At 63.2% G+C, this 17,671-nt stretch carries 29 protein-coding genes and 1 pseudogene; 1 reads left to right on the forward strand and 29 read right to left on the reverse strand.

Features of this window, described 5'->3' with window-relative positions:
• Positions 1-91 precede the first annotated feature (91 nt).
• Positions 92-397: pseudogene (locus HAP41_RS30885) on the forward strand (zinc-binding dehydrogenase); the annotation flags it as partial.
• Positions 398-584: 187 nt separating this feature from the next.
• Here the strand turns inward: HAP41_RS30885 and HAP41_RS30890 are convergent.
• The 29 genes from HAP41_RS30890 to rpsJ form a co-directional block, all read right to left on the reverse strand.
• A complete protein-coding gene (locus HAP41_RS30890; RefSeq protein WP_166092992.1) occupies positions 585-1,373 on the reverse strand; it encodes an SDR family NAD(P)-dependent oxidoreductase in 789 nt (262 codons plus the stop codon).
• 210 nt (positions 1,374-1,583) lie between these two features.
• Positions 1,584-2,423, reverse strand: a complete 840-nt coding sequence (locus HAP41_RS30895) for a c-type cytochrome (protein ID WP_166092983.1) — start codon at positions 2,421-2,423, stop codon at positions 1,584-1,586.
• Between the two features lie 121 nt (positions 2,424-2,544).
• The gene (rplQ, locus tag HAP41_RS30900) at positions 2,545-2,961 is read right to left on the reverse strand and encodes a 50S ribosomal protein L17 (protein WP_166092978.1); all 417 of its coding nucleotides are present in this window, start codon (positions 2,959-2,961) and stop codon (positions 2,545-2,547) included.
• A 163-nt stretch (positions 2,962-3,124) separates the two neighbouring features.
• Positions 3,125-4,156 (reverse strand): DNA-directed RNA polymerase subunit alpha, encoded by a 1,032-nt coding sequence (locus HAP41_RS30905; protein ID WP_038942308.1) that lies wholly within the window; start codon positions 4,154-4,156, stop codon positions 3,125-3,127.
• Between the two features lie 112 nt (positions 4,157-4,268).
• Entirely contained in the window at positions 4,269-4,658 is a 390-nt protein-coding gene (gene rpsK, locus HAP41_RS30910; protein ID WP_007603045.1) for a 30S ribosomal protein S11, read from the reverse strand.
• A 121-nt stretch (positions 4,659-4,779) separates the two neighbouring features.
• Entirely contained in the window at positions 4,780-5,148 is a 369-nt protein-coding gene (rpsM, locus tag HAP41_RS30915) for a 30S ribosomal protein S13 (protein WP_166092936.1), read from the reverse strand.
• A 187-nt stretch (positions 5,149-5,335) separates the two neighbouring features.
• Positions 5,336-6,217 (reverse strand): adenylate kinase, encoded by an 882-nt coding sequence (locus HAP41_RS30920; protein ID WP_166105681.1) that lies wholly within the window; start codon positions 6,215-6,217, stop codon positions 5,336-5,338.
• Between the two features lie 276 nt (positions 6,218-6,493).
• Positions 6,494-7,825, reverse strand: a complete 1,332-nt coding sequence (secY, locus tag HAP41_RS30925; protein ID WP_028152980.1) for a preprotein translocase subunit SecY — start codon at positions 7,823-7,825, stop codon at positions 6,494-6,496.
• Between the two features lie 148 nt (positions 7,826-7,973).
• Positions 7,974-8,459 carry a 50S ribosomal protein L15 gene (gene rplO, locus HAP41_RS30930; protein ID WP_166092927.1) on the reverse strand — a complete coding sequence of 162 codons (486 nt, stop codon included), beginning with the start codon at positions 8,457-8,459 and terminating at the stop codon, positions 7,974-7,976.
• Between the two features lie 75 nt (positions 8,460-8,534).
• Entirely contained in the window at positions 8,535-8,729 is a 195-nt protein-coding gene (gene rpmD / locus HAP41_RS30935) for a 50S ribosomal protein L30 (RefSeq protein WP_011088137.1), read from the reverse strand.
• Positions 8,730-8,754: 25 nt separating this feature from the next.
• Complete coding sequence (rpsE, locus tag HAP41_RS30940) at positions 8,755-9,345, reverse strand: 30S ribosomal protein S5 (RefSeq protein WP_028152981.1); 591 nt, start codon at positions 9,343-9,345, stop codon at positions 8,755-8,757.
• 44 nt (positions 9,346-9,389) lie between these two features.
• Positions 9,390-9,752: a 50S ribosomal protein L18 gene (gene rplR, locus HAP41_RS30945; protein WP_007603036.1), complete on the reverse strand. Its 363-nt coding sequence runs from the start codon at positions 9,750-9,752 to the stop codon at positions 9,390-9,392.
• Positions 9,753-9,763: 11 nt separating this feature from the next.
• Positions 9,764-10,297 carry a 50S ribosomal protein L6 gene (gene rplF / locus HAP41_RS30950; RefSeq protein WP_063982587.1) on the reverse strand — a complete coding sequence of 178 codons (534 nt, stop codon included), beginning with the start codon at positions 10,295-10,297 and terminating at the stop codon, positions 9,764-9,766.
• 16 nt (positions 10,298-10,313) lie between these two features.
• Entirely contained in the window at positions 10,314-10,712 is a 399-nt protein-coding gene (gene rpsH / locus HAP41_RS30955; protein WP_008136338.1) for a 30S ribosomal protein S8, read from the reverse strand.
• A gap of 14 nt (positions 10,713-10,726) precedes the next feature.
• Positions 10,727-11,032: a 30S ribosomal protein S14 gene (gene rpsN, locus HAP41_RS30960; RefSeq protein ID WP_063982585.1), complete on the reverse strand. Its 306-nt coding sequence runs from the start codon at positions 11,030-11,032 to the stop codon at positions 10,727-10,729.
• A 46-nt stretch (positions 11,033-11,078) separates the two neighbouring features.
• Positions 11,079-11,636 (reverse strand): 50S ribosomal protein L5, encoded by a 558-nt coding sequence (rplE, locus tag HAP41_RS30965; RefSeq protein ID WP_063982584.1) that lies wholly within the window; start codon positions 11,634-11,636, stop codon positions 11,079-11,081.
• Positions 11,629-11,943 (reverse strand): 50S ribosomal protein L24, encoded by a 315-nt coding sequence (gene rplX, locus HAP41_RS30970; protein WP_063982583.1) that lies wholly within the window; start codon positions 11,941-11,943, stop codon positions 11,629-11,631. The genes rplE and rplX overlap by 8 nt, the downstream gene beginning before the upstream one ends.
• Positions 11,943-12,311, reverse strand: a complete 369-nt coding sequence (gene rplN, locus HAP41_RS30975; RefSeq protein ID WP_007603030.1) for a 50S ribosomal protein L14 — start codon at positions 12,309-12,311, stop codon at positions 11,943-11,945. The genes rplX and rplN overlap by 1 nt, the downstream gene beginning before the upstream one ends.
• Positions 12,312-12,395: 84 nt before the next feature.
• On the reverse strand, positions 12,396-12,644 hold the full coding sequence (gene rpsQ / locus HAP41_RS30980; RefSeq protein ID WP_063982582.1) for a 30S ribosomal protein S17: 249 nt from the start codon (positions 12,642-12,644) through the stop codon (positions 12,396-12,398).
• A gap of 13 nt (positions 12,645-12,657) precedes the next feature.
• Positions 12,658-12,864: a 50S ribosomal protein L29 gene (rpmC, locus tag HAP41_RS30985; protein ID WP_063986292.1), complete on the reverse strand. Its 207-nt coding sequence runs from the start codon at positions 12,862-12,864 to the stop codon at positions 12,658-12,660.
• Between the two features lie 5 nt (positions 12,865-12,869).
• Positions 12,870-13,283 carry a 50S ribosomal protein L16 gene (gene rplP, locus HAP41_RS30990; protein ID WP_063982581.1) on the reverse strand — a complete coding sequence of 138 codons (414 nt, stop codon included), beginning with the start codon at positions 13,281-13,283 and terminating at the stop codon, positions 12,870-12,872.
• Positions 13,284-13,315: 32 nt separating this feature from the next.
• Positions 13,316-14,041, reverse strand: a complete 726-nt coding sequence (rpsC, locus tag HAP41_RS30995; protein ID WP_063982580.1) for a 30S ribosomal protein S3 — start codon at positions 14,039-14,041, stop codon at positions 13,316-13,318.
• An 18-nt stretch (positions 14,042-14,059) separates the two neighbouring features.
• Positions 14,060-14,449, reverse strand: a complete 390-nt coding sequence (rplV, locus tag HAP41_RS31000) for a 50S ribosomal protein L22 (protein ID WP_166092879.1) — start codon at positions 14,447-14,449, stop codon at positions 14,060-14,062.
• Between the two features lie 10 nt (positions 14,450-14,459).
• Positions 14,460-14,738, reverse strand: coding sequence for a 30S ribosomal protein S19 (rpsS, locus tag HAP41_RS31005; RefSeq protein WP_008136357.1), 279 nt, complete (start codon positions 14,736-14,738; stop codon positions 14,460-14,462).
• 12 nt (positions 14,739-14,750) lie between these two features.
• Positions 14,751-15,584 carry a 50S ribosomal protein L2 gene (gene rplB, locus HAP41_RS31010; RefSeq protein WP_028152985.1) on the reverse strand — a complete coding sequence of 278 codons (834 nt, stop codon included), beginning with the start codon at positions 15,582-15,584 and terminating at the stop codon, positions 14,751-14,753.
• A gap of 12 nt (positions 15,585-15,596) precedes the next feature.
• Entirely contained in the window at positions 15,597-15,899 is a 303-nt protein-coding gene (locus HAP41_RS31015) for a 50S ribosomal protein L23 (protein ID WP_007603019.1), read from the reverse strand.
• Positions 15,896-16,516, reverse strand: a complete 621-nt coding sequence (gene rplD, locus HAP41_RS31020; RefSeq protein WP_011088150.1) for a 50S ribosomal protein L4 — start codon at positions 16,514-16,516, stop codon at positions 15,896-15,898. Before rplD ends, HAP41_RS31015 begins: the two co-directional genes overlap by 4 nt.
• 1 nt (position 16,517) lies before the next feature.
• A complete protein-coding gene (gene rplC / locus HAP41_RS31025) occupies positions 16,518-17,231 on the reverse strand; it encodes a 50S ribosomal protein L3 (RefSeq protein WP_063982578.1) in 714 nt (237 codons plus the stop codon).
• A 53-nt stretch (positions 17,232-17,284) separates the two neighbouring features.
• Positions 17,285-17,593 (reverse strand): 30S ribosomal protein S10, encoded by a 309-nt coding sequence (gene rpsJ, locus HAP41_RS31030; RefSeq protein WP_002712302.1) that lies wholly within the window; start codon positions 17,591-17,593, stop codon positions 17,285-17,287.
• Positions 17,594-17,671 lie beyond the last annotated feature (78 nt).

A 17,671-nucleotide genomic window follows, 5' to 3' on the forward strand; every position in this document is an offset into this window, starting at 1 on the left:
GGTTTCATTTCGGAATCGTGGCCGGCTTCAAATCGGAACGATGGCCGGCTTCAAGTCGGAATACCCGGCCGGAATAAATCGGAATCCGCAGTTCATGGCGCCGCAGGGTCGGTTCGGCCTGATCGACGATCCCCCGGAGTTCGCCGTGAGCACCTTCAAGGGCAAGGCGATCTCGGTACACTGGGAATCGATGTTCACGCGCTCCTCTTTCCAGACGCCCGACATGATCGCGCAGCATCATCTGCTCAACGACGTCTCCGACCTCATCGACAAGGGCGTGCTGCGCACCACGCTCGACCAGACCTTTGGCACGATCAACGCGGCCAACCTCAAGCGCGCGCATGCGCTGCTCGAAAGCGGCAAGTCGCGCGGGAAGATCGTGTTGGAGGGGTGGTAGCAGTCACAACGTTAGGGCGAAGCTGCGTAAGGTGGGCAAAGGCGCGCTCGCGCCGTGCCCACCATCTCGCAACGGGTGCGACAAAAGTGGTGGGCACGCTTCCGCCTTCGCTCTTCGAGCTACGGCGGACAAGTCGCTTTGCCCACCCTACGGTGCCACGCTTCCGGTGCCATGCCTTCGCGTAGTCTCAGGCGATCGTGTTAACGATACCGCCTTCGGCGCGCAGCGCCGCACCGTTGGTCGCGGACGCTTCCTTCGACGCGACATAGACCACCATGTTGGCGATTTCGTCGACGCTGGCGAAGCGCTGGATCAGCGAGCTCGGGCGATGCTGCTTGACGAAATTGGCCGCGGCTTCATCGACCGACTGGCCATTCTGCTTGGCGAGATCCTTCACGAAGGTCTCGACGCCCTCCGACATGGTCGGACCCGGCAGCACGGAATTGACGGTGACGCCGGTGCCGCGGGTGAGCTGCGCCAGGCCGCGGGCGACCGAGAGCTGGGCCGTCTTGCTCATGCCGTAGTGGATCATCTCGACGGGAATGTTGAGCCCGGACTCCGATGAGATGAAGACGATGCGGCCCCAGTTGCGCTTGAGCATGCCCTTCATATAGGCGCGCGACAGCCGCACGCCGCTCATGACGTTGACCTCGAAGAAGCGGCTCCAGTCCTCGTCAGGGATCTCGAAGAAGTCTTTTGGCTCGAAGATGCCGGCGTTGTTGATGAGGATGTCGACCTCCGGCAGCGCCGCCACAAGCGCCTTGCAGCCCGAAGCGGTCGAGACGTCGGCGGCGATGCCGCGGACCTTGACGCCTGCCCCTTCCAGCTTGCGCACGGTGGCATCGACCTTGTCCTGGCCGCGACCGTTGATGACCACGCTCGCGCCGGACGCGGCGAGACCTCTTGCGATGGCGTGGCCGATGCCGGCGGTGGAGCCGGTCACGAGGGCGGTCTTTCCGGAAAGGTCGATCTTCATGAATCGTCTCCATTGTTGCTGAAGCGGATATCGTGTCCAGCGCACGCCGCTTCAATCGCCACAACTGCGAAATCGTAGGGTGGCACAAAGCGATTTGTCCGCCGTAGCTCGAAGATCGAAGGCGGAAGCGTGCCCACCTTTTCGACACGAGTTGAAAGCGAAATGGTGGGCACGGCGCGCGAAGAGCGCACCTTTGCCCGCCCTACGGCACTATTGCCGCGGCGGTAGCGTCCTGAGAAACGCGACGATGGCATCGAGGTCCTGCGCCGTCATGCTGGCATAGGCAGCATAGGCCATCGGCGGCTTGAGCTTGTGGCCATCGCGCGCGATGCCTTGCGTAATCGCACGTTTGATTTCGTCGTCGCTCCAGCCGCCCAGGCCGGCCGCGGGATCCGCGGTGATATTCGGGGAGATGGATTCGCCCCACGGCCCCTTGAACGTCCGGCCACCCTTGCCGCTCGCACCCGCGAAATCATGCACGGCGGACGGGCCCTCCGGCGTGTGGCATTCCGGGCAATGGGCGATCGTCAGGAGATAGCGGCCGCGCGCGAGCTTGTCGGAGAGATCGGCCTCGGTCGCTTGCTTGCCGGCATAGGTCGGCGCTTCCAGTTTCAGCGCGATCCTGTATTCCGGCGCAGGGGTTTCGTGGCGCACTGCGGGGACTGAGCGCAGGTAAGCGGTAAGCGCATCGAGATCCCGGGCCGTGAGCACCGTGTAGAACGCGGTCGGCATGATCGGCGCGACCTTGGTCCCGTTCGGCCTGTTACCGCTGACCAGAAACCGCTTCAGCTCGGCATCGCTCCAGTTGCCGATGCCGGTGTCCTTGTCCGGCGTGATGTTGGAGCCGGTAACCTTGAAGGCAGGCTCGTCAAAGACCTGGCTGCCGCCCGCGAGCGCGCGCGAGAGATCGAGGCCCTGCGGCCCGCGCGGCGTGTGGCAGTTGTGGCAGACCATCACGCTGTTGACGAGATAGGCACCGCGTTCGACCAGCGTCTCGCCAGAGGCCGGCGACATCAACAGCGCCAGCGCGATCCCAAGCACAATTCTCATCGACAGCCCCCCGGCCGGAATCGCGTTCACCAGACGATGCGCGGCATGAGATATCGCCGCGCCATACAAAAAAGCGGCGCCCAGGGGCGCCGCTTTCTGAAAACTTGAGGTACCGGCCGGCTTACGCCGCCTCGGCTTCCTTCTCCTGCACCGGACCGGAGTCCTGGCCCTTGGCATCGACGTCGCGGTCGACGAACTCGATCACGGCCATTGCGGCGTTGTCGCCGTAGCGGAAGCCGGCCTTGATGATGCGGGTGTAGCCGCCCTGGCGGTCCTTGTAGCGGGGCGCCAGCACGTCGAACAGCTTCCTGACCTGATCCTTGTCGCGCATCTCGGAGATGGCCTGGCGACGCATGGACAGGCCGCCCTTCTTGCCGAGCGTGACGAGCTTCTCGACGATCGGACGGAGCTCCTTGGCCTTGGGCAGCGTGGTGACGATCTGCTCGTGCTTGATCAGCGCGGCGCACATATTGGCGAACATCGCGCGGCGATGCTCGGCAGTGCGGTTGAGCTTCCGATGAACCTTGCCGTGACGCATGTAACTATTCCTTAGTTTGAAACTGCCGCGACGGTTCGTCGGACATGTTGCTCAGGTGGGCTGCCTGCGTTCGCCCGCGAAAGCGCGTTGCGCTTTCGCTTTCTTGTTTGAGCATGATCCTTATCGGAAAACCGCTTCGCACTTTTCCGGGATCATGCTGCGCTCAGTAGTGATCCTCGAAGCGCTTGGCGAGCTCGTCGATGTTCTCCGGCGGCCAGCCCGGCACTTCCATGCCGAGATGCAGACCCATCTGGGCCAGCACTTCCTTGATCTCGTTCAGCGACTTGCGGCCGAAGTTCGGGGTGCGGAGCATTTCGGCTTCCGACTTCTGCACGAGGTCGCCGATGTAGACGATGTTGTCGTTCTTCAAGCAGTTGGCCGAACGAACCGACAGCTCGAGCTCGTCCACCTTCTTGAGGAAGGCCGGGTTGAAGGCGAGGTCCGGGATGATCTCCTGGGCGACTTCCTTGCGCGGCTCTTCGAAGTTGACGAACACGTTGAGCTGATCCTGCAGGATGCGGGCGGCATAAGCCACCGAGTCATCCGGCGTCAGCGCGCCGTTGGTCTCGATCGTCATGGTCAGCTTGTCGTAGTCGAGGATCTGGCCCTCACGGGTGTTCTCGACCTTGTAGGAGACCTTGCGGACCGGCGAGTACAGGCTGTCGACCGGGATCAGTCCGATCGGCGCGTCCTCGGGACGGTTGCGCTCGGCGGGCACGTAGCCCTTGCCGGTGGCGACCGTGAACTCCATGCGGATCTCGGCGCCCTCGTCGAGCGTGCAGATCTGCAGGTCGGGGTTGAGCACGACCACGTCGCCCACGGTCTGGATGTCGCCGGCGGTGACGACGCCCGGGCCCTGCTTCTTCACGACCATGCGCTTGGGGCCTTCGCCCTGCATCTTGATCGAGATGTCCTTGATGTTGAGCACGATGTCGGTGACGTCTTCACGGACGCCCGCGATCGAGGAGAACTCGTGCAGCACGCCGTCGATGTGCACCGACTGCACCGCCGCGCCCTGGAGCGAGGAGAGCAGGATACGGCGCAGCGCGTTGCCGAGCGTCTGGCCGAAGCCGCGCTCGAGCGGTTCGGCAACGATGGTCGCGAAACGGGTCGAATCGCTGCCGGGCTGGATCTGGAGCTTGTTCGGCCGAATCAGTTCTTGCCAATTTTTCTGGATCGTCACTGTTTCACCCATACAGGCCAGTCAAACTGCTAGTGCAGACACTGGCGTTGGAGAAAGGCCGCGGATCATTCGCGCGGCTTTGCAAAAAGTCATTGCGGGCGACCAATGCGCCCGCAACTTGGTATCAAACGCGCCGACGCTTGCGGGGACGGCAACCGTTGTGCGGGATCGTGGTCACGTCGCGGATCGAGGTGACGGTGAAGCCCGCGGCCTGAAGCGCACGGAGCGCCGACTCGCGGCCCGAACCGGGACCGGCGACTTCGACTTCCAGCGTGCGCATGCCGTGCTCCTGCGCCTTCTTCGACACGTCCTCGGCGGCAACCTGCGCGGCGTACGGGGTCGACTTGCGCGAACCCTTGAAGCCCATCGTGCCGGCGGAGGACCAGGCAATCGTGTTGCCCTGCGCGTCGGTGATGGTGATGGTCGTGTTGTTGAACGACGAGTTCACGTGCGCGACGCCGGAGGCGATGTTCTTGCGCTCACGACGACGAACGCGGGTGGCTTCCTTGCCCATAGAGTACCTTTCCTGAAGATCTCAAACGCCGCCGTAATGCCAGCGGCTACACCTGTGGAACGAAAGGCGCGTGGCGAACGGGTCTCCCCTTTCGCCACACGCCGCGATTGGATTCGAAAACTTACTTCTTCTTGCCGGCGATGGCCTTGGCCGGACCCTTGCGCGTACGCGCATTGGTGTGGGTACGCTGACCGCGCACCGGCAGGCCACGACGATGACGCAGGCCGCGATAGCAGCCGAGGTCCATCAGACGCTTGATGTTGACGCCGACCTCACGACGCAGGTCGCCCTCGACGAGATAGTCGCGGTCGATCACTTCGCGGATCTGGAGCACTTCGGCATCGCTGAGCTGGTTGACGCGACGATCCTCGGGGATCTTCACCTTCTCCAGGATCTCACCAGCGATCTTCTGGCCGATGCCATGGATGTACTGGAGCGCGATCAGCACGCGCTTGTTGGTCGGAATGTTCACGCCGGCAATACGGGCCACGGCCTTCTCTCCTGTTGCCGATCCCTCGTCAGGAATCAGGCTTTAAGTGCTTGGTTTCTCGGGCAGGTGTTCACAAACGCGAACACGACGCCCACCCCTGGTCTTCCTGGGGCCCGGCATCGTTTGAAACTATCCGACTTGGATGCGGGGCTTATTAGGGGATTCAGGGGGCTTTCGTCAACCGCTGCTAGCGCTTAGCTCGCTTTTTCGTGACCTTTTTTGCGGCCTTTTTGGCACCTTTTTTGACGGCCTTCTTGGCGGTCGTTTTGGCTGCCTTTTTGACCGTTTTCTTGGTCGTTTTCTTGGCCCCCTTCTTGGTGCCCTTTGCGGCCTTCTTGGCGGCCTTTTTAGCGGATTTAGCCGCCTTTTTGGCGGTTTCCGCCGGTTTTTTGGCTACCTTGGCCTTCTTGGCACCTTTCTTGGCGGGCGTCGACTTGGCCGCGCTGCGCGCTTGGGCCTTGCCATGCGACTTGGGTTCGACCGCCCCCAGCGCCAGAAGCTGGCGATGAATCGCGCGGGTGACCTCGTCGATGGCCATCATGCCGTCGATGGTCGAGAGCTTCCGCCGCTCGGAATAGTAGTGAATCAGGGGTTCCGTCTGGCTGCGGTAGCTGGCGAGTCGCTTGGTCAGGACTTCCGGGGTGTCGTCGACCCGGACCTCCTCCCCGCGCTCCCGCATCTGGGCGACGCGGGTCTCGACGCGACTCAGCAGCGCGCTCTCGTTCACGCGGAGCTCGACCACGGCATCGAGCTTGAGATGCTTGTGCTTGAGCAGCTCATCCAGCGCCTCGGCCTGCGGCACGGTGCGCGGGAAGCCGTCGAGGATGAAACCGTTCTTGGCGTCCGGCTGGTCGATGCGGTCGGAGATGATTCCCACCACGATCTCGTCGGGCACGAGGCCGCCGCTGGCCATGATCTCCTCGGCCTTCAGCCCGACCGGCGTTCCCGCCGCAACGGCCGCGCGCAGCATCTCTCCGGTCGAGAGCTGGACGATGCCATAGCGCTGCACCAGCAGTTGCGCCTGGGTCCCCTTGCCCGACCCCGGCGGTCCCAGAAGTATAATTCTCATCGGCGTACGCCCCCCGGATTGGTGAGCGATACGTCGCGCACCTGTGTTTGAAGTCCAATGACAGTGCAAATCATAATCGGCGTCGCACCGCTACCCATATCATAGGGGAGCAAATGCCAGGACGCCAAGAAGGCCTTTGAAATCAGTGATTGCGTCGCAGGGAGAGCAGCTCTGCCGATGTCTTGGAATGGCTGACTGGTCGCCTCGGCGGGCGCCGTGCGTTGCTCGCGCGGCGAATCGGCGGCGCTGTCGCGCCGCCCTTGGGGAACGCCGCGCTTAGCGGCGGCGGCCGCGCAGCTTCGACTTCCGGATCAGGCCCTCATACTGATGCGCCAGCAGATAGCCCTGCACCTGCGCCACCGTGTCCATGGTGACGCTGACGACGATCAGCAGCGAGGTGCCGCCGAAGTAGAACGGCACCGAGGCGTAGGAGATCAGGATTTCCGGGATCAAGCAGACGATCGCCAGATAAATCGCGCCGAGCACGGTGATGCGCGACAGCACGTAGTCGATATATTCCGCGGTGCGCTCGCCCGGACGGATGCCCGGAATGAAGCCGCCATGCTTCTTCAGATTGTCCGCGGTCTCGGTCGGGTTGAACACGATCGCGGTGTAGAAGAACGCGAAGAACACGATCAGCGCGAGATACATGATCAGGAACAGCGGACGGCCGTGGCCGAGCTGGGTCGTGATCCACTGGAACCATTCCGGCCCGCTGCCGGCGTTGAAGTTGGCAACCGTGGTCGGCAGCAGCAGCAGCGAGGACGCGAAGATCGGCGGGATCACGCCCGAGGTGTTGAGCTTGAGCGGCAGATGCGAGGACTGGCCCTCGAACATCTTGTTGCCGACCTGGCGCTTCGGATACTGGATCAGCAGCCGGCGCTGCGCGCGCTCCATGAACACGATGAAGGCGATCACGGCGACCGCCATGATGATGACGACCAGGATGAGGCCGGTCGACATGGCGCCCTGACGGCCGAGCTCGAGCATGTTGGCGAGCGCCGCGGGCAGCTCGGCGACGATGCCGGCGAGAATGATCAGCGAGATGCCGTTGCCGATGCCGCGCGAGGTGATCTGCTCACCCAGCCACATCAGGAACATGGTGCCACCGGTCAGCGTGATCGCCGTGGACAGGCGGAAGAACATGCCGGGGTCGCTGACGACGTTGCCGGCGCCTTCGAGGCCCACCGCGATGCCATAGGACTGGAACGCGGCCAAGATCACGGTGAGATAGCGGGTGTACTGGTTCAGCAGCTTGCGGCCGGACTCACCTTCCTTCTTCAGCGCCTCGAGCTGCGGCGAGACGGTGGTGAGGAGCTGGATGATGATCGAGGCCGAGATATACGGCATGATGTTCAGCGCGAAGATCGCCATACGGTGGATGCCGCCGCCGGCGAACATGTTGAACATGCCGAGGATGCCGCCCGCCTGGGACCGGAACACCTGTTCCCAGATGTTGGGATCGATGCCGGGCAGCGGGATGTAGGTCCCGAGCCGATAAACGAGCAGCGCACCCAAGGTGAACCAGATGCGCTTCTTCAGTTCGTCAGCCTTGGCAAACGCACCGAAATTGAGATTGGCTGCCAGTTGTTCCGCTGCAGAGGCCATCTTGGACTTTCTCCCGCCGCCTATTGCGCCGTCATGCCCGCGGCCGGGCTACTCTAGCGGACGCCGGACATTATCTGGGGCTCGGCTTCGATAAGTCCACGTCCCACACGCGTAAAGGCCCGCGAGCCGCGGGCCAATGACGCAGTTGTTACGCCGCCTCGCCTTCTTCCTTGGCAGGGGCGAGGATCTTCACCGAACCGCCGGCCTTCTCGACCGCGGCGATCGCGGTCTTCGTGGCGCCGTGCACTTCGATGTTGAGCTTGGACTTGAGCTCGCCGCGGCCGAGCAGCCGCACGCCGGCCTTGGCGCGGCGCAGCACGCCGCCCTTCACCAGGGCCTCGACGTTCACGACGCTGCCGGCGTCGATCTTCTTGGCATCGACCGCTTCCTGGAGCCGGTCGAGATTGATCTCGGCGAACTCGACGCGGAAGATGTTGTTGAAGCCGCGCTTGGGCAGACGGCGATGCATCGGCATCTGGCCGCCTTCGAAACCCTTGATGCGCACGCCCGAACGCGCGGTCTGGCCCTTGCCACCGCGGCCGGACTGCTTGCCTTTGCCCGAACCAATGCCACGGCCGATGCGCATACGCTTCTTGCGCGAGCCGGCGTTGTCGGCGATATCGCTGAGCTTCATCGCCCTGCTCCTTGTTTCTTGCGCATGATCTTCACCGAAAACGGGTGCCCGCTTTTCGGGATCCTGCGCCTTTGCTTACTTCTCGTCGACGATGCGAACGAGATGGTGAACCTTCTCGATCATGCCACGAACCGCCGGGGTGTCCGGCAGTTCGCTGGTGCGGCCGATCTTGTTGAGCTTGAGTCCGATCAGCGTCGAACGCTGCGAGTGATGGCGGCGGATCGCGCTGCCGGTCTGCTCGAGCTTGATCGTCTTTGCTGCCTTGGCCATGGGAGTCTACTCCGAAAAGCTTCCGTTAGTCGGCAGCCGCCTCGGCGTCACCGCCGATACGGCGGGACTGGAGGGTGGACACCTTGATATTGCGGCGGGCTGCGACCGAACGCGGCGAATCCTGATGCTTCAGCGCGTCGAAGGTTGCGCGAACCATGTTGTAGGGGTTCGACGAGCCGATCGACTTCGCGACCACGTCCTGGACGCCGAGCGTCTCGAACACGGCGCGCATCGGGCCGCCGGCGATGATGCCGGTACCGGCCGGAGCAGCACGCAGGTAGACACGGCCCGCGCCATGACGGCCGGCGATGTCGTGATGCAGCGTACGGCCCTCGCGCAGCGACACGCGGGTCAGGTTGCGCTTGGCGGATTCAGTCGCCTTGCGGATCGCCTCAGGCACTTCGCGCGCCTTGCCGTGACCGAAGCCGGCGCGGCCCTTCTGGTCGCCGATCACGACAAGCGCTGCGAAACCGAAGCGCTTGCCGCCCTTGACGACCTTTGCCACGCGATTGATGTGGACGAGCTTGTCGACGAACTCGCTGTCGCGCTCCTCCCGGCGTTCACGTCCGCCGCCGCCGCGTTGATCGCGTCCACCACGTTGTTCGCGTTCTGCCATTTTTCCAATCCTTCAGAGGCTTGCGCCTCACTCCTCAAATTCTGTTAGAAGCTCAGCCCGCTCTCACGCGCAGCGTCGGCCAGTGCCTTGACGCGCCCGTGGTAGAGGTAGCTGCCGCGATCGAACACGACTTCCTTGACGCCCTTCTCGGCGGCGCGCTCGGCCAGCAGCTTGCCGACCGCCTTCGCCGCATCGATGTCGGCGCCGGTCTTGCCGCCGTCGCGCATCGACTTCTCGAGCGACGAGGCAGAGGCCAGCGTCTCGCCCTTCAGGTCGTCGATGACCTGGGCGTAGATGTGCTTGGACGAGCGAAACACCGACAGACGCGGACGACCGCCACCGGAGCGGCGCAGCTTCAGCCGCACACTCCGCTTGCGCCGGGCATTGGTAACCTTGGCTTTGGACATGACCGGCTCCGTTACTTCTTCTTGCCTTCCTTGCGGAAGATGAATTCGCCAACATACTTCACGCCCTTGCCCTTGTAGGGCTCCGGCGGACGATAGGAGCGAATCTCGGCGGCGACCTGGCCGACACGCTGGATGTCGCTGCCGGTCACCGTGATCTCAGTCGGCTTCGGCACGGTGATCGTGATCCCTTCCGGGATCGCGTAGACCACGTCGTGGCTGTAACCGAGCGCGAGCTGCAGGTTCTTGCCCTGCATCGCGGCGCGGTAACCGACGCCGGTGATTTCGAGCTTCTTCTCGAAGCCCTTGGTGACGCCTTCGACCAGATTCGCGACCTGGGCGCGAGCAGTACCGTACAGCGCCCGCGCGCGGTTGGTCTCGACCCGCGGGTTCACCTTGACCTGGCCGTTCTCGAGCTTCACCTCGACGTCGTTATGGACGACGAACTGAAGCTGGCCCTTGGGCCCCTTCATCTTGACGGTCTGCCCGTCGACGGTCGCGGTCACACCCGACGGAACCGCCACAGGCCTTTTGCCAACACGTGACATGGATCAACAATCCTTCTCAGAACACCGTGAAGAGAACTTCGCCGCCCACATTCGCTTCGCGCGCGCTGTGGTCGGCCATGATCCCCTTCGGCGTTGACAACACCGAAATGCCGAGCCCGTTGTTGACCCGCGGCAGAGCCTTCACCGAGGCGTAAACACGACGCCCGGGCTTGGAGACTCGTTCGATCTCGCGGATGACGGGCTCGCCGTCGAAATACTTCAGCTCGATCTCGATCTCGCTGCGGCCCGAGGAATGCTCAAGCGTGGCGTAACCGCGGATGTAGCCTTCGGTCTTGAGGACCTCGAGCACGTTCTCGCGCATCTTCGAGCCAGGCGTGGAGACCTTGGACTTCGAACGCATCTGCGCGTTGCGGATACGGGTGATCAGATCGCTGATTGGATCGTGCGTAGACATCTAAACGACCCTCCTTACCAGCTGGACTTCACGAGGCCCGGGACCATGCCCTTGGAGCCAAGGTCGCGCATCGCGATGCGAGACAGTTTGGTCTTGCGGTAGTTCGAGCGCGAACGGCCCGACAGCTCGCAACGCAGACGGATGCGGGTCGCCGACGAGTTGCGCGGCATTTCCGCAAGCTTCAGGGTGGCGGCGAACCGCTCCTCCATCGGCAGCGTCTTGTCGGCGATGATCGCCTTCAACCGCTCGCGCTTCGGGGCGGCGTTCTTCGCCATCCGCTTGCGCCGGTTGTTCTTCTCGACTGAACTCTTCTTTGCCATGCTTGGCTCCTGGGTATCCGCGTTTGAGAGGCTTTAGGTCAGCGTCTCACTGCCGGAACGGGAAATTGAAAGCGGTCAACAAGGCCCTCGCCTCGTCGTCGGTCTTGGCCGTGGTGCAGACGGTGATGTCCATACCGCGGGCTTCCGTGACCTTGTCGAAGTCGATCTCGGGGAAAATGATGTGTTCCTTGAGGCCGAGCGAGTAGTTGCCGCGGCCGTCGAAGCTCTTCGGGTTCAGGCCGCGGAAGTCGCGGACGCGCGGCAGCGCGACCGTCACCAGGCGATCGATGAACTCGTACATGCGGGCCTTGCGCAGCGTGACCTTGCAGCCGATCGGCTGGTTCTCACGCAGCTTGAAGGTCGCGATCGCGATACGCGAATAGGTCACGATCGCCTTCTGGCCGGCGATCAGCGTCAATTCAGCGGCGGCGTTCTCGGCCTTCTTACGGTCGTTGACGGAGTCGCCAACGCCCATGTTCAGCACGACCTTGTCCAGACGCGGAACCTGCATGACGTTCTCATAACCGAACTTCTCGGTCATTTCCGTCCGGATCTTCGCGTCATATTCCGCGCGCAGGCGCGGCGTGTAAGCGACCTCAGCCATCGATCTCAGCTCCCGAGCTCTTGGCGATGCGGACCTTCTTGCCGTCCGCCAGAATCTTGAATCCGACGCGGGTCGGCTTTCCATCCTTGCCGACGAACGCGATGTTGGACAGTTGGATCGGCGACTCCTTCGAGATGATGCCGCCCTCCTGGGCCTGCGTCTGCTTCTGATGACGCTTGACCATGTTGATACCGCGCACCAGCGCCGTGCCGGCGTCCGGGCGAACCTCGAATACTTCGCCGGTGCGACCCTTGTCACGACCGGTCAGCACGACGACCTTGTCGCCCTTGCGGATCTTCGCAGCCATCACAGCACCTCCGGCGCGAGAGAGATGATCTTCATGTGGTTCTTCGCGCGCAGCTCGCGCGGCACGGGCCCGAAGATACGGGTGCCGACCGGCTCGGACTGGTTGTTGATCAGAACGGCGGCGTTGCGGTCGAAGCGGATGACCGAACCGTCGGCGCGGCGGATGTCCTTGCGGACGCGCACCACGACGGCCTTCATCACGTCGCCCTTCTTCACCTTGCCACGCGGAATCGCTTCCTTGATCGAGACGACGATGATGTCTCCGATCGTGGCGTAGCGGCGCTTGGAGCCTCCGAGCACCTTGATACACATGACACGGCGTGCGCCAGAATTGTCGGCCACGTCGAGGTTGGTCTGCATCTGAATCATTGATGCACCTCGTCCTCTTCTCTCTTGCGCCAGCCCAGCCGGCGCTCAACATTTTCCTGAAGTCAGTCGGCTAAAGCCAACAGATCAGGCGCTTTTCTTGTGTTCGCCCCGGATCACGATCCAGCGCTTCAACTTCGAAATCGGCTTGGTTTCCTCGATCCACACCATGTCGCCCGGCTTGAACTGGTTGTCCTCGTCGTGCGCGTGGTAGTTCTTCGAACGGCGGATCGTCTTCTTGTAGATCGGGTGCGTGAAGCGGCGATCGACGCGCACCACAACGGTCTTGGCAGTCTTGTCGCTGACGACCACGCCTTGCAAAGTACGTTTCGGCATATTCGTAAGCCCCTTACTTCTCTTTCGCGCGCTTCTGCGCGGCGACGGTCTTGATGCGGGCGATGTCACGGCGAGCCTCGCGCAGGCGCGAGGTGTTCTCGAGCTGCCCGGTGGCGCGCTGGAAGCGCAGGTTGAAGCGCTCCTTCTTCAGATTCAGGATGGCGTCATCCTGCTGATCAGGGCTCAATGCACGGATGTCTTCGATCTTCATCTGGGCCATGGCCATTACTCCGCAATGCGCTCGACAAAGCGCGTCTTGATCGGCAGCTTGGCGGCCGCCAGGGTCAGCGCTTCACGCGCCGTCTGGGTGTTGACGCCGTCGATCTCGAACAGCACCCGGCCGGGCTTGACGCGCGCGACCCACAGTTCCGGAGCACCCTTGCCGGAGCCCATGCGGACTTCGGCCGGCTTCTTCGACACCGGAACGTCGGGGAACACGCGGATCCAGACGCGGCCGGCGCGCTTCATGTGACGGGTCAGCGCGCGGCGAGCGGCTTCGATCTGGCGCGCCGTAACGCGCTCCGGCTCGGTCGCCTTCAGGCCGAACTGGCCGAAGGCCAACGTCGCACCCGAAGACGCAACGCCGTGGATACGGCCCTTATGCGCCTTCCGGAACTTCGTTTTCTTAGGTTGCATCATGGCTTCAAGCCCTCAAATTCTCTGTGCTGGCGTCAGGCCGCAGCGTTGTCACGGCGCCCACGGCCACCGCGATCACCACCGCCGCCGGTCTCGCCTTCGGCCATTCTCTTGTCCTGGGCCATCGGATCGTGCTCGAGGATCTCGCCCTTGAAGATCCAGACCTTGACACCGCAGGTGCCGAAGGTCGTGAACGCGGTCGCAACGCCGTAGTCGATGTCGGCGCGCAGCGTGTGCAGCGGCACGCGACCTTCGCGGTACCACTCCATGCGCGCGATTTCTGCGCCGCCCAGACGGCCCGAGCAGTTGATGCGGATGCCTTCCGCGCCGAGACGCATCGCCGACTGCACGGCGCGCTTCATGGCACGGCGGAACGCCACGCGGCGCTCGAGCTGCTGCGCGATCGACTCGGCCACCAGCGTCGCATCGAGCTCCGGCTTACGGATCTCGACGATGTTGATGACGACGTCGGACGAGGTGATGTCCGCGACCTTCTTGCGCAGCTTGTCGATGTCGGCGCCCTTCTTGCCGATCACCACGCCCGGACGAGCCGAGTGGATAGTGACGCGGCACTTCTTGTGCGGACGCTCGATCACGATGCGGGCGACGGCCGCCTGCTTGAGCTCCTTGTGCAGGATCTCGCGGATCTTGACGTCCTCGTGCAGCAGCTTGCCGTATTCCTGCTTGCCGGCGAACCAGCGGGAATCCCAGGTCCGGTTGATGCCGAGACGCAGACCGATTGGATTGATCTTTTGACCCATCGTTTTCTCCTGCGACCCTTAAGCCGCTGCTGCTTCGGCTTCGACCTGACGAACAATGATCGTCAGCTGCGAAAATGGCTTGTAGACACGGCCCGAACGACCGCGGCCGCGGGCGGCAAAGCGCTTCATCACGAGGCCGTTGCCGACGAAGGCCTGCGCCACGACGAGATCGTCGACGTCGAGGTCGTGGTTGTTCTCGGCATTGGCGATAGCCGATTCCAGGCACTTCTTCACGTCAACCGCGATCCGCTTGCGCGAAAACTGCAGGTTGGCGAGCGCAGCAGCCGCCTTCCGGCCGCGAATGAGCTGGGCGACCAGGTTGAGCTTCTGCGGGCTCACCCGCAGCATCCGGGCGACCGCCTTGGCCTCGTTCTCGGCGAGGCTCCGTTCGCGCTTAGGTTTGCTCATCGTTTAATCCTCAAGCCTTCTTGGCTTTCTTGTCGCCGGAGTGGCCATGGAAGGTACGGGTCGGCGAGAACTCGCCGAACTTGTGACCGACCATTTCCTCGTTGACGGCAACCGGTACGTGCTTCTGACCGTTGTAGACACCGAAGGTCAGGCCGACGAACTGCGGCAGGATCGTCGAGCGACGGCTCCAGATCTTGATGACGTCGTGACGGCCGGACGCACGGGCGGCATCTGCCTTCTTGAGCAGAGAACCCTCGACGAACGGGCCTTTCCAGACTGAACGAACCATGTCCGGCGTTCCTTACTTCTTCCGCTTGTGGCGGCTTAGGAGAATGAATTTGTTGGTCGACTTGTTGCTGCGGGTCTTCTTGCCCTTGGTCGGCTTGCCCCACGGGGTGACCGGGTGGCGACCGCCCGAGGTACGACCTTCACCACCGCCGTGCGGATGGTCGATCGGGTTCATCGAAACACCGCGGTTATGCGGCTTGCGGCCCAGCCAACGGTTGCGGCCGGCCTTGCCGATCGAGGTGTTCATGTGATCCGGGTTCGACACCGCGCCGATCGTGCCGCGGCAACGGCCGTGCACCAGGCGCTGCTCGCCCGAGTTCAGGCGGATGATCACATAGTCGTGGTCGCGGCCGACGAGCTGGGCGTAGGTGCCGGCGGAACGAGCGAGCTGGCCGCCCTTCCCGATCTTGACCTCGATGTTGTGGATGATCGTGCCGACCGGCATGTTGCCGAGCGGCATGACGTTGCCCGGCTTCACGTCGACATAGTTGCCGGCAACCACGGAATCACCGACGGCAAGGCGCTGCGGCGCCAGGATATAGGCCTGGGTGCCGTCTTCGTACTTGACCAGTGCGATGAACGCGGTGCGGTTCGGATCGTATTCCAGCCGTTCGACCGTCGCGGGCGCATCGACCTTGTCGCGCTTGAAGTCGACGATGCGCAGCGTCTGCTTGTGACCGCCGCCGCGGAAGCGCACGGTGATGCGACCGGTGTTGTTGCGACCGCCCGAGGAGTGCTTGCCTTCGGTGAGCGCCTTGACCGGCTTGCCCTTGTAGAGGGCCGAACGATCGACCATGACCAGCTGGCGCTGGCCCGGCGTCGTGGGATTGAATTTTTTCAGTGCCATCGTCGTACGACCTTACAGACCGGTGGTCACGTCGATCCGGTGACCCTCTTCGAGGGTCACGATCGCGCGCTTGCTGTTCGACTGCGAGCCGAGATTGCCGCGGAAGATCTTGGTCTTGCCCTTGCGGACCAGCGTGTTGACGCTCTTGACCTTGACGTCGAACAGCTTCTCGATCGCTTCCTTGATCTGCGGCTTGGTCGCCTTCGCGGCCACCTTGAACAGGACCTTGTTGTGCTCCGAGGCGATCGTCGCCTTTTCGGTCACGACCGGCGACAAGATCACGTCGTAGTGGCGAGGCTCGATGTTCTTCGTCATTTGAAGCGCGCCTCCAGCGCATCGATGGCGGCCTTGGTCAGAACGAGCTTCTGACGGCGCAGGATGTCATAGACGTTGATGCCCTGGATCGGCAGCACGTCCATGTTCGGGATGTTGCGGGCCGCAGCGGCAAAGCCGTTGTTGAGCTCGGCGCCGTCGATGATCAGCGCGTTGGTCAAGCCGAGGCCCGAGAAGTGGCCGAGCAGCGCCTTGGTCTTCGCGGCTTCCAGCGCGGCCTTGTCGATCACCAGCAGATCGCCGTCCTTGGCCTTGGCCGACAGCGCATGCTTGAGGGCAAGCGCGCGGACCTTCTTCGGCAGGTCGGTGGCGTGCGAACGCACCACCGGACCGAAGGCACGGCCACCGCCGCGGAACTGCGGCACGCGGGCCGAGCCGTGACGAGCACCGCCGGTGCCCTTCTGCTTGTACATCTTCTTGCCGGTGCGCCAGATCTCGGCGCGGCCCTTGGCCTTGTGAGTGCCGGCCTGACGCTTGTTGAGCTGCCACTGCACGCAACGCGCAATGATGTCCTGGCGCGGCTCGAGGCCGAAAATGGCGTCGGAAAGCTGGACCGAGCCGGCTTCCTTACCTTCGAGGGTCGTGACCTTCAATTCCATCTCACGCCTCCTGCGCAGCCGGAGCAGCGTCCGCTTCGCCAGCAACCTTGAACTTGCCGGGCTTCGGAGCATCCTTCGGCAGCGGCTTCTTGACAGCGTCGCGCACGCGGATCCAGCCGCCCTTGGAGCCGGGAACGGCGCCTTCGACGAGGATCAGGCCGCGCTCGACATCGAGCTGAACGACTCGAAGGTTGAGCGTGGTGATGCGGTCGACACCCATGTGGCCGGGCATCTTCTTGTTCTTCCAGGTCTTGCCGGGGTCCTGACGGCCACCGGTCGAACCGATCGAGCGGTGCGAGACCGACACACCGTGGGTGGCGCGCAGACCACCGAAGTTCCAGCGCTTCATACCGCCGGCGAAGCCCTTACCGACCGACGTGCCGGTGACGTCAACGAACTGGCCGACGACGAAATGATCGGCAAGGATCTCGGCGCCAACGGGGATCATGGCATCCGCGGAGACGCGGAATTCCTCGACCTGCCGCTTCGGCTCGACCTTGGCGACCGCGAACTGGCCGCGCTCTGCCTTGGGCATGTACACGGTCTTGCGGCTGCCAGAACCAAGCTGGAGCGCGACGTAACCGTTCTTCTCTTCAGTGCGGTGGCCTACGACCTGGCAATTGCCGAGCTTCAGCACGGTCACGGGGATATGTTCGCCGGCCTCTGTAAAGACCCGCGTCATCCCGACCTTTTGTGCGATCACTCCGGAGCGCATCGGCGTGCTTCCTGTTCTTTCTGTCCGCTAGTCGCGAACGTGATCCAAAAATCTTAGAGCTTGATCTCGACGTCGACACCGGCGGCCAAGTCGAGCTTCATCAAAGCATCGACGGTCTGCGGGGTCGGATCGACGATATCGAGCAGGCGCTTGTGGGTGCGCATCTCGAACTGCTCGCGGCTCTTCTTGTCGACGTGCGGCGAACGGTTGACGGTGAACTTCTCGATGCGGGTGGGCAGCGGAATGGGTCCGCGGACCTGCGCGCCGGTGCGCTTCGCCGTGTTCACGATCTCGCGGGTCGACGTATCGAGGATACGATGGTCGAACGCCTTGAGACGGATACGAATGTTTTGGCCGTTCATTGCCGTGGTCTCTCTTTAGTGGGGGGTGGCGAATAGCGAATAGCGAATGTCAAACTCGCTACGCGCCAATCCCTATTC

The organism is Bradyrhizobium barranii subsp. apii, from assembly GCF_011516635.5.
In the GTDB taxonomy this organism is placed as follows: domain Bacteria; phylum Pseudomonadota; class Alphaproteobacteria; order Rhizobiales; family Xanthobacteraceae; genus Bradyrhizobium; species Bradyrhizobium barranii.